The organism is Streptomyces sp. NPDC005820, assembly GCF_040630255.1.
Lineage (GTDB): Bacteria > Actinomycetota > Actinomycetes > Streptomycetales > Streptomycetaceae > Streptomyces.
In genome coordinates this window covers 331,745-341,743 of the sequence record NZ_JBEXXE010000005.1, presented here as the reverse complement: position 1 = coordinate 341,743, position 9,999 = coordinate 331,745, and the positions used below count along the sequence as shown (strand labels likewise).

Here is a 9,999-nt window from a genome sequence, read left to right as displayed (position 1 = left end):
CCGCGGTAGGCGAGCGCGGAGCCGACCTGGACGATCGTGCCGCGGTCGCGGGGCAGCATGTGAAGGGCGCGAATCCAGGGGGAGCACCCCCGGACCCCGCCGTTGTCTTGCAGCTAGCCGGCTCGAAGAACCCGGTGTCAGCCGAGCGGCAGACCCTTCACGGTCCCGCCGCCCGGCAGCCCGCCCTTGGTGAGCCCCTCCGTCGGCAGCCCACCCTTCGTCGCGGACTTGGCGGCGTCCCCGAGGACGCCCCCGGCGGACCCGGCGGCCTCACCGGCCACCTTCTGCACCGCCGGCGTCGCCTTCTTCACGGCCTTGCCGCCGGCCTTGCCCGCGCCCGGCACGGCCTTCTCGACGGCCTTGCCGCCGGCTTCACCCGCGACGCCGGTCGCACTGCGCGTCGCACCGTCGAGCGTCTTGCCGACGGTCGCCCCGTCCAGGGCGGTCAGCCCACCGAGGTCCGGGGTGGCGGGCAGGGTGGAGGGGGCAGCGCTCGCGGAGCCGGCCGCACCGACCCCGGCGGCCGCTCCCGCAGCGACGAGCAGCGCGGCACGGGCGATCCTGCGGGTCAGGGGGAGGGACATGGTGCTCCTTCGACGGGAGAGAACAGAGAACGCTGTGACTACCGCTCGAAGCCGCCGAAGGTTGCGCACGCCCGACGTAAAGAGTTGGCAATGCGTCGCATTATCGGGCTGTGGACAAATGCGACGGCGCGAAAAACTGGGTGCCGGGCCGGTCCGTGGCCCCGCACCGCACCCGGCCGGGTGAAGGCTCGTACTACTGCCCGGTCACGATCCGTACGCTGCCCGTGCCGCCGCCCGAGCCCGCCGCCCCGGCGGCCTCCGTACTGCCCGATCCCGTCGGGCGCCACTGGCTGTCGGTGTTCCCGGCGGTCCACTCCCGGCCCGCGTACGAGACCTGCCGGATGTGCAGCGCCGAGGCGTTGGCGACGGCCCAGTGCGCCAGTTGCCAGCCCCGCTCACGGACACCGCGCCCGGCGGACGTCTCCCGGGAGACGGGCAGCGTCACCGTCCGCCCGTCGGTCTCGGCGGTCGGCACGTCGTCGTCGGCCGAGGCGGACGCCTTGTCGGTCTCGCCCTCCTCGTCTTCCGCCTCCTCCAGCGCATCCCGCCCGAAGTCCCGCGAGAGCGCCGCGCGCACCGCGTCCGGGCCCGTGCTCGCCGTGCCGACGTCCAGGCGTCCGTCGCAGGTCAGCGTGGCCGCCGAGGTCCCGGTGAGCGCGGCGGCCAGCATCACGGCATCCGCCTCGTGCTTGGCGTACGCCTCCGGATAGCCGCTGCGCTGCACCTTCTGCGCGGCGACCGTGAGGGGAAGTTCGGTGTAGTCGGGCACCTTGGCGAGGTGCTCGTAGAAGATGCTCGCCGCGTACGCCGGGTCCGTGACCTGCTTCTCGGTGCCCCAGCCCTGCGAGGGCCGCTGCTGGAACAGGCCGAGCGAGTCCCGGTCGCCGTGGGCGAGGTTGCGCAGCCCCGACTCCTGGATCGCGGTCGCCAGCGCTATGGCCACGGCCCGCTCCGGCATCTCCCGGTGGGTGCCGACGGCGGCGATCGTCGCCGCGTTCACCGCCTGCTCGGGCGTGAACTCGTACCGTGCCGCGTCCCCCGTACCAGAAACGACTCTGCACCCGGGATCGTCGGCTCCGCCGGTGACGTACTGGACCACGACATAGCCCGCGACGGCAGACAGAACCACGCAGGACGCCCCGAGACGGAGAAGGCGGCGGCCGCGACGCTTGGGAGAGGGGGACAGCTCTGGCACGCGTACAAGGTACTGGAGAGTACGGAAACGGAGGAGACTCGTGCGAAGCCTGTGAAGAGCGGGACGGAGATCTGGCGCGTTAGGGTCGAGGCCATGGCCGACACCCCCCTTGATCTCACGCTGGACGCCGCCGCCCTCACCGCGCAGCTCGTCGACTTCCCCTCCGAGAGCGGCACCGAGAAGCCCCTCGCGGACGCGATCGAGACCGCCCTGCGCGCGCTGCCGCACCTCACGGTGGACCGGTACGGCAACAACGTGATCGCCCGGACCGACCTGGGCCGCCCGGAGCGGGTGATCCTCGCCGGCCACATCGACACCGTGCCGATCGCCGACAACGTCCCCTCCCGCCTCGACGAGGACGGCGTGCTGTGGGGCTGCGGCACCTGCGACATGAAGGCGGGCGTCGCCGTCCAGCTGCGGATCGCGGCCACCGTCCCGGCCCCCAACCGCGACCTGACCTTCGTCTTCTACGACAACGAGGAGGTCGCCGCCGACCTCAACGGCCTCAAGCATGTCGCCGAGGCCCACCCCGAGTGGCTCGTGGGCGACTTCGCGGTCCTGCTGGAGCCGTCGGACGGCCAGGTCGAGGGCGGCTGCCAGGGCACCCTGCGGGTGCTGCTGAAGACCTCCGGCGAGCGGGCCCACTCGGCGCGCGGCTGGATGGGCTCCAACGCGATCCACGCCGCCGCCCCCATCCTGGCCCGGCTCGCGGAGTACCAGCCGCGTTGGCCGGTCATCGACGGCCTGGAGTACCGCGAGGGCCTGAACGCGGTGGGCGTCAGGGGCGGGGTCGCGGGCAACGTCATCCCCGACGAGTGCGTGGTCACGGTCAACTTCCGCTATGCGCCGGACCGTACCGGGGAGGAGGCGATCGCCCACGTCAGGGAGGTCTTCGCCGACTGCGGCGTCACCGAGTTCATCGTCGACGACCACAGCCCCGGCGCCCTGCCCGGCCTCTCCCACCCGGCGGCGGCCGCCTTCATCGAGGCGGTGGGCGGCACCCCGATGCCCAAGTACGGCTGGACCGACGTCAGCCGCTTCTCGGCGCTCGGCGTCCCCGCGGTCAACTACGGCCCCGGCAACCCGCACCTGGCCCACAAGCGCGACGAACGCGTCGAGGTGGCGAAGGTCCTGGCGGGCGAGGAACGGCTGCGGGCCTGGCTCGGCTGACCCGGGCGCTTTGTGCCGGACACGCCGACGTCCCCCGTCCGTAACCCGGGTGGATCTACGCTGGCACGGAAAGACCTGCAAGCGGAGGGAGCGCACATGGCTACCGGAAACCCCGAGGGGAAGAAGCAGCCGCCGGACGAGCAGCGGCTGGGACCGGTCCTCCGACGGCGGGGTCAGGTCACGGCGAGCACCACCGACCAGCGGCTGCTCGACGCGGGAGGCCCCTCGGACTGGGTCCACACGGACCCCTGGCGCGTTCTGCGCATCCAGTCGGAGTTCATCGAGGGCTTCGGCACCCTGGCCGAACTGCCCCCGGCGATCAGCGTGTTCGGCTCCGCCCGGACGCCCGTCGACTCCCCGGAGTACGAGGCGGGCGTCCGCCTCGGCCGCGCCCTGGTCGACGCCGGCTGGGCGGTGATCACGGGCGGCGGCCCGGGCGCCATGGAGGCGGCGAACAAGGGCGCCTGCGAGGCGGGCGGCACCTCGGTCGGCCTCGGCATCGAGCTCCCCTTCGAACAGGGCCTCAACCCCTACGTCGACATCGGCCTCAACTTCCGCTACTTCTTCGTCCGCAAGATGATGTTCGTGAAGTACGCGCAGGGCTTCGTGGTCCTGCCGGGCGGCCTCGGCACCCTGGACGAGCTCTTCGAGGCCCTCACCCTCGTCCAGACCCAGAAGGTGACCCGCTTCCCGATCGTCCTCTTCGGCACGGAGTACTGGGGCGGACTCGTCGACTGGCTCACCCACACCCTGGTCGCCCAGGGCAAGGCGGCCGAGAAGGACCTCCTCCTCTTCCACGTCACGGACGACGTGGACGAGGCGGTCGCCCTGGTGTCGAAGGAAGCGGCCCGCGAGTAGGGCCGGTCCGGCGGATCAGGCGAGTCCGCGTCGGGCCACCGCCGGTGGGCGGTGGCCCGCGATGGACGCCACCATGTCCAGCACCTGCCGCGTCTCCGCCACCTCGTGCACCCGGTACACCTGGGCCCCGAGCCACGCGGACACGGCGGTCGTCGCCAGCGTCCCCAGCACCCGCTCCTTCACCGGCCGGTCCAGGGTCTCCCCGACGAAGTCCTTGTTGGACAGCGACACCAGCACCGGCCAGCCCGTCTCCACCATCTCCGGCAGCCGCCGCGTCGCCTCCAGACTGTGCCGGGTGTTCTTCCCGAAGTCGTGGCCGGGATCGATCAGGATCGACTCCCTGGGCACCCCCAGCTCCGCCGCCCGCTCGGCCAGACCCACGGTCACCCGCAGAATGTCGGCCATGACGTCGTCGTACGTCACCCGGTGCGGCCGCGTCCTCGGCTCCGCGCCGCCCGCGTGCGTGCACACCAGTCCCACCCCGTACCGCGCGGCGACCTCCGCGAGCCCGGGATCCACCCCGCCCCACGCGTCGTTCAGCAGATCCGCGCCCGCCTCGCAGACGGCCTCGCCGACCTCGGCCCGCCAGGTGTCCACGCTGATGATCACGTCCGGGAAGCGCCGCCGCACCTCCGCCACGAACCCGACCGTGCGCCGCGCCTCCTCCTCGGCGGTCACCTCGTCGCCGGGCCCGGCCTTCACCCCGCCGATGTCGACGATGGCGGCCCCCTCGGCCACGGCCTGCTCCACCCTGGCGAGCGCCGGCTCGTCACGGAAGGTGGCCCCCTGGTCGTAGAAGGAGTCCGGAGTCCGGTTCACGATCGCCATGATCACCGGCTCCTGGGCCCCGAATTCACGCCTGCCCAGCCTGAGCATCGCCTGTGACCTCTCCTAGTGCGTGCCGCGCATCCACCGCCTGTGACCCTAACCGCCGGGCTCGCATGGCACGATCGGAGCCACACACATCCGAGATCGAGCACACCGAGCGTGGGGACCCACCGATGGTTATGTTCTTGTTCCTGGTCATCGCGCTCGCCGTAGTGGTCGCCGCGGTGACACTCGCCGTGGTGGGTGGCGGCGAGGGCACCGGCCCGCTGCCCGAGGTGGCTCCCGAGCGCCTGCACGACCCGCTGCCCCCGGACCGCCCGCTCGACCGGTCCGACGTCGACCGGCTCCGCTTCCCGCTCGCTCTCCGCGGCTACCGCATGGAGGACGTCGACGACGCCCTGAACCGGGTCGCCGCCGAGCTCGCCGAGCGCGACGCCCGCATCGCCGTCCTGGAGACCACCCTCGCGGGCGCCCAGGCCCCGGCGCGGCCCCATGTCTCCTTCGAGAAGCCCGCGCCGGAGGACGAGCAGTGAGCGACGGCGCCGCCCTCGCCGGCCCCGACGGGGCGCTGCGCTGCCCCTGGGCCCTCTCCACGCCCGACTACCTCACCTACCACGACGAGGAGTGGGGCCGCCCGGTCCACGGCGACGACGCCCTCTTCGAACGCCTCAGCCTGGAGGCCTTCCAGTCCGGCCTGTCCTGGATCACGATCCTGCGCCGCCGCGAGGGCTTCCGCACCGCGTTCGCCGACTTCAAGATCGCCTCGGTCGCGGCCTTCACCGACGAGGACCGCGAACGCCTCCTCGCCGACGCCGGCATCATCCGCAACCGGGCCAAGATCGACGCGACCCTGGCCAACGCGCGCGTGCTCCTGGACTGGACCCCGGGTGACCTGGACGACCTGATCTGGTCCCACGCCCCGACGACGAGCAGGGTCCCGAAGGCCCTCGCGGACGTCCCTGCGGTCACGGACGAGTCGACGGGCCTGTCGAAGGCCCTGAAGAAGAAGGGCCTCCGCTTCGTGGGCCCCACGACGGCCTACGCCTTGATGCAGGCGTGCGGCTTGGTGAACGACCACTTGGAGACGTGCGTGAGCAGAGGTACGTGAAGGGGCGCGGGGAACTGCGCGACCAGCCCCCACACACCCGCACCCGCCACGAGACCTCAGCGCCCCAAATACTTGGGCGTCTCCTTCTGAACGAAAGCCCGCACGGCGATCGTGTGGTCCTCGGACGCACCGGCCCGCGTCTGCAACTCGTCCTCCTTCTCCAGCGTCTCGGACAGCGAGTGCGAGAACCCGAACGCCACGGCCTCCTTGAGCGCCGCGTAGGCGACGGTCGGCCCCGAGGCCAACTTCCGCGCAACCTTCTCGGCCTCGGCCCGCAGCTCCGCGCCCGGCACCACCCGGTTCGCGATCCCCAGCTCGTACGCCTCCTGAGCCGGGATGTTCCGCGGGAAGAGCAGCAGATCCGTCGCCCGCCCCGGCCCGACCACCCGCGGCAGGGTCCAGGAGACGCCGGAGTCGGCGGTCAGCGCGACCCCCGCGAACGACGTGTTGAAGGACGCCGTGTCGGCGACGACGCGGTAGTCCGCGGCCAGCGCGAAACCGAAGCCGGCGCCCGCCGCGACCCCGTTCACCGCCGCGACGACCGGCTTCGCCGCCTCCGTCAGCGCCCGCACGATCGGGTTGTAGTGCTCCTTGACCGTCGTCATGACGTGTCCGGAGCCCTCGGCGAGCAGCCCGATGTGCTCCTTGAGGTCCTGGCCGACGCAGAAGGCCCGGTCCCCGGCGGCGGTCAGCAGCACCGCCCGCACCTCCACGTCGTCCGCCGCCGTGCGCGCCGCGTCCCGCAGGGCGACCTTGGTCGCGACGTTCAGCGCGTTCATCGCCTCGGGGCGGTTCAGCGTGATCGTCGCGAGCCCGTCGCTCACCTCGTAGAGCACGGTGTCGGCCATGACGTATCCCCTTGTGTGTGTCGACTGGTGTGTCGGCTGGTGTATCGGCTCGGTTACCAGAGAACAGCATGGCGTCCGAGGAGCGGACGCGACGTGTGACCTGCGTCAAAGAAATCGACCCGGTTTACGGACCGGGGGTGTCTGTGCGGCGGCGCAGTATCGCAGCCACATCGCCGAATTGGGTGGTTTTGCTCGCGCGCGTTGCCCAAGCGATGCCTACTGATGTTGGTCATCGGGTCCTGAGATGCGGGATAATGGCCTGGAAGCAATGTGTTCGATGCCGGTGTCGCGTGTCCCACGCTGGATCGCGCGTGCCCTGCCAGGGCCGTCGGCTTTTGACGTGAGCTGGTTTCAGGAAGGGGAACGAGCATGGCGGCCATGAAGCCGCGGACGGGCGATGGCCCGCTCGAGGTGACCAAGGAGGGGCGGGGCATCGTCATGCGCGTTCCGCTCGAAGGCGGCGGTCGGCTCGTCGTCGAGCTGACGCCCGACGAGGCCGACGCGCTCGGCGACGCCCTCAAGAAGGTCGTCGGCTGACGCGCAAGCGACCATACCCTTTCAGCCGCCCCGGCATCCTCTTGGGTGCCGGGGCGGCTGTTTTGCCGGGGGTACCTCGCCCGTACGGCCCAGTGGTCAGCGCTTGACCGCGCACAGCAGGCCGTCCCCCACGGGAAGCAGGGACGGCACCAGTTCCTGGCTCTCGCGTACCGCCCGCAGCAGCTCGCGGATCCTTATGACCTCCGTGGGCTGCGGGCCCGAGTCGACCGTGCGGCCGTTGGCGAAGACGCCCTCGAAGACCACGAGCCCGCCCGGGCGCAGCAGGCGCAACGATTCAGCGAGATAGTCGAGGAACTCCAGCCGGTCGCCGTCGCAGAAGACGAGGTCGTAGCCGGAGTCCGCGAGCCGGGGCAGGACGTCGAGCGCGCGGCCGGGGATGAACCGGGCCCGGTTGCTGGCGAAGCCACACGCGCGGAAGGCCTGCCGGGCGAACTGCTGGTGCTCCGGCTCGGGGTCCACGGTGGTCAGCACCCCGTCGGGGCGCATGCCGTGCAGCAGGTGGATGCCGGAGACGCCGGTGCCGGTACCGATCTCCGCGACCGCCTTCGCGTCCACGGTGGCGGCGAGCAGCCGCAGCGCGGCGCCGGTGCTGGGCGACACCGAGCGCAGCCCTGCCTCGCGGGCCCGGTCGCGGGCCCAGCGCAGCGCGTCGTCCTCGGCGGCGTAGGCGTCGGCGAACGCCCAGCTTGCCTGCCGGTTGCCGGTAATGACCCTCTCCTGTCCCCGCTGGTTGCCTCGGCGTGACTGTATCCGTTGGTGCCGGGAACCCGCAGATGGGACCGGGCGTTTGAAGGGGTGGGAACGATGAGCGGGGGACACAGTTGGATCACGACGAGGGACGAGACGTCGAGCAAGTGCTGACGCAGCCGTATGAGCCGTATCAGCACAGATCAAATTCTCGTAAAACCGCTTATCCGGAGCTAACGGGCGAGGTGGCTATGGTAGGGGCTCCACTGGACACCACCAGAGCCGACAGGGGAGGTGCGGCTGCGCCTGTGGATCGGGGAGGAGTGCTGCGGCGCTTCCTCGGATCGGCGGGCAGGCCGAAATCCGTGAACGACACCGCTGACCACCGTCACGCCGGCGACTACGCCCAGACCGCGACCTTCTCCACCGACGCGGACGGGCAGGCGTGGACTCCGCCCACCTGGGAGGAGATCGTCAGCATGCACAGCGGCCGGGTCTACCGGCTCGCCTACCGTCTGACCGGCAACCAGCACGACGCCGAGGACCTCACCCAGGAGGTCTTCGTCCGCGTCTTCCGCTCCCTGTCGACCTACACGCCCGGCACCTTCGAGGGCTGGCTGCACCGCATCACCACCAACCTGTTCCTGGACATGGTCCGCCGCAAGCAGCGCATCCGCTTCGACGCGCTCGGCGAGGACGCGGCCGAGCGGCTGGCCAGCAAGGAGCCCACGCCGCAGCAGGTCTTCAACGACGCCCACTTCGACGCGGACGTCCAGCAGGCCCTCGACACCCTCGCGCCCGAGTTCCGCGCCGCGGTCGTCCTGTGCGACATCGAAGGACTGTCGTACGAGGAGATCGCCGCGACCCTCGGCGTCAAGCTGGGCACGGTCCGCTCGCGGATCCACCGCGGCCGCTCGCAGCTGCGCAAGGCCCTCGCGCACCGCTCCCCGAAGGCGCGCGCCGAGCGCCGCTCCTTCGTGTCCCGGGTGCCCGCTCTGGGAGGAGGGGGCGCGACCGCGTGACTGGAACACGACGCACCCCCGCAGAGGGGCTCCTCGCAGAACAGCATCTGGGAGACCGGCTCTCCGCCCTCGTGGACGGCGAACTCGGTCATGACACCCGTGAGCGCGTCCTGGCGCACGTGGCCACCTGCCCGAAGTGCAAGGCCGAGGTCGACGCCCAGCGCCGACTGAAGAACGTCTTCGCGGAAGTGGCCCCGCCCGCCCCCTCCGAGAGCTTCCTGGCCCGTCTCCAGGGGCTCCCCGCGGGAGGTGACCCGGACGGCGGCGGTACGCCGCTGGGCAGGGGAGGCTTCGGTGACGGCGTCTTCGGAGTGAGCGGGGACGAGCCGTTCTCCTTCGGCTATCTGCCCACGGGTGACCACGGCTCCGCCCTGACGCCCGCCGACCGCGGCTTCCGTATCCACCCCGTCGGCCGGGACAGCGAGCGTTCCCGCGGTCTGCGGTTCGCCTTCGTCGCCGCCGGCGCGGTGTCGCTGGCCGCGATCGCCCTCGGCGGGATGAACACCGGTGCTCCGGCCGACACCGCCGCGGACGCGCGCGGCGGAACCGGCGGAAGCAATGTGACACCGGCCCGCACCCCGGGTTCGGGCTCCGCCGCGCCCGAGAACCAGCGACGCCGGTCCACCGGACCGCTGCTCGCCCAGGGCGGTCAGCTCCTCGGCACCCCCGCGGCGCCGACCGGGGTCTCCGCCCCGCTGCTGCCCGGTGTGCCCTCCCCGGCCTCCGGTCACACGGAGCAGACGGCCCTGCACCGGCTCACCACCCCGGTGATGGCCGGAGCGGCGGCCATGTCCCCGCTGATACGTCCGCTCGGTACGACCCCGCCGATCGCCGTGACCTCCTGGGCCACCGCCCCTGAGATCACCGGCCCCGGCCTGCTCGCCGCGCCCGTCCCCGACACCACCTCCGCCCCCGTCGCCTCCCCGTCCCCGCAGCACCCCCGCTGACCCGGTCCCTGCGCCGGTCCGCGGCGAACCTGGTTGAATCGGAGACGGGGTTCACCCGGCCGTGACCGGGTCCGACTGTGGGGAGAGCATGGACGAGGGGACGGGGGCCTCCGGCGGCAAGGCCGAGGAGGCGGGCGCGGGCGACTACGAGTTGGACCTGCCCGTGAGCACGGGGGACACGGTCGAGGCCGGGG

12 protein-coding genes are annotated in these 9,999 nt (G+C 72.0%); 7 read left to right on the top strand and 5 right to left on the bottom strand.

The annotated features are described in order from the left end of the window. Window positions 1-137: 137 nt before the first annotated feature. Window positions 138-584 (bottom strand): ATP-binding protein, encoded by a 447-nt coding sequence (locus ABZ464_RS08985; RefSeq protein ID WP_359272983.1) that lies wholly within the window; start codon window positions 582-584, stop codon window positions 138-140. A gap of 193 nt (window positions 585-777) precedes the next feature. Continuing rightward, a complete protein-coding gene (locus tag ABZ464_RS08980) occupies window positions 778-1,779 on the bottom strand; it encodes a heavy metal transporter (protein WP_359272980.1) in 1,002 nt (333 codons plus the stop codon). 93 nt (window positions 1,780-1,872) lie between these two features. Here ABZ464_RS08980 and dapE point away from each other — a divergent pair, with 93 nt between their 5' ends. Together dapE and ABZ464_RS08970 are read left to right on the top strand one after the other, a co-directional pair. Next, window positions 1,873-2,949 (top strand): succinyl-diaminopimelate desuccinylase, encoded by a 1,077-nt coding sequence (dapE, locus tag ABZ464_RS08975; RefSeq protein WP_359272977.1) that lies wholly within the window; start codon window positions 1,873-1,875, stop codon window positions 2,947-2,949. A 96-nt stretch (window positions 2,950-3,045) separates the two neighbouring features. After that, window positions 3,046-3,807 carry a TIGR00730 family Rossman fold protein gene (locus tag ABZ464_RS08970; protein WP_359272974.1) on the top strand — a complete coding sequence of 254 codons (762 nt, stop codon included), beginning with the start codon at window positions 3,046-3,048 and terminating at the stop codon, window positions 3,805-3,807. A gap of 15 nt (window positions 3,808-3,822) precedes the next feature. Here the strand turns inward: ABZ464_RS08970 and folP are convergent, their stop codons facing one another. Further along, a complete protein-coding gene (gene folP / locus ABZ464_RS08965; RefSeq protein WP_359272971.1) occupies window positions 3,823-4,683 on the bottom strand; it encodes a dihydropteroate synthase in 861 nt (286 codons plus the stop codon). Between the two features lie 131 nt (window positions 4,684-4,814). Between folP and ABZ464_RS08960 the strand changes: the two genes are divergently transcribed. Continuing rightward, entirely contained in the window at window positions 4,815-5,168 is a 354-nt protein-coding gene (locus tag ABZ464_RS08960; protein WP_359273027.1) for a DivIVA domain-containing protein, read from the top strand. Next, window positions 5,165-5,743 (top strand): DNA-3-methyladenine glycosylase I, encoded by a 579-nt coding sequence (locus ABZ464_RS08955; RefSeq protein ID WP_359272968.1) that lies wholly within the window; start codon window positions 5,165-5,167, stop codon window positions 5,741-5,743. Before ABZ464_RS08960 ends, ABZ464_RS08955 begins: the two co-directional genes overlap by 4 nt. Window positions 5,744-5,799: 56 nt before the next feature. Here the strand turns inward: ABZ464_RS08955 and ABZ464_RS08950 are convergent, their stop codons facing one another. Continuing rightward, on the bottom strand, window positions 5,800-6,591 hold the full coding sequence (locus ABZ464_RS08950) for an enoyl-CoA hydratase-related protein (RefSeq protein WP_359272966.1): 792 nt from the start codon (window positions 6,589-6,591) through the stop codon (window positions 5,800-5,802). Window positions 6,592-6,960: 369 nt separating this feature from the next. Between ABZ464_RS08950 and ABZ464_RS08945 the strand changes: the two genes are divergently transcribed. Then, window positions 6,961-7,128 carry a DUF3117 domain-containing protein gene (locus ABZ464_RS08945; RefSeq protein ID WP_003966491.1) on the top strand — a complete coding sequence of 56 codons (168 nt, stop codon included), beginning with the start codon at window positions 6,961-6,963 and terminating at the stop codon, window positions 7,126-7,128. Between the two features lie 96 nt (window positions 7,129-7,224). Here the strand turns inward: ABZ464_RS08945 and ABZ464_RS08940 are convergent, their stop codons facing one another. Next, on the bottom strand, window positions 7,225-7,899 hold the full coding sequence (locus ABZ464_RS08940; RefSeq protein WP_359273024.1) for an O-methyltransferase: 675 nt from the start codon (window positions 7,897-7,899) through the stop codon (window positions 7,225-7,227). Between the two features lie 260 nt (window positions 7,900-8,159). Between ABZ464_RS08940 and sigE the strand changes: the two genes are divergently transcribed. Both sigE and ABZ464_RS08930 read left to right on the top strand, forming a co-directional pair. Continuing rightward, window positions 8,160-8,858 (top strand): RNA polymerase sigma factor SigE, encoded by a 699-nt coding sequence (gene sigE / locus ABZ464_RS08935; protein ID WP_055635246.1) that lies wholly within the window; start codon window positions 8,160-8,162, stop codon window positions 8,856-8,858. Further along, entirely contained in the window at window positions 8,855-9,805 is a 951-nt protein-coding gene (locus ABZ464_RS08930) for a zf-HC2 domain-containing protein (protein WP_359272964.1), read from the top strand. Before sigE ends, ABZ464_RS08930 begins: the two co-directional genes overlap by 4 nt. Window positions 9,806-9,999: the final 194 nt, after the last annotated feature.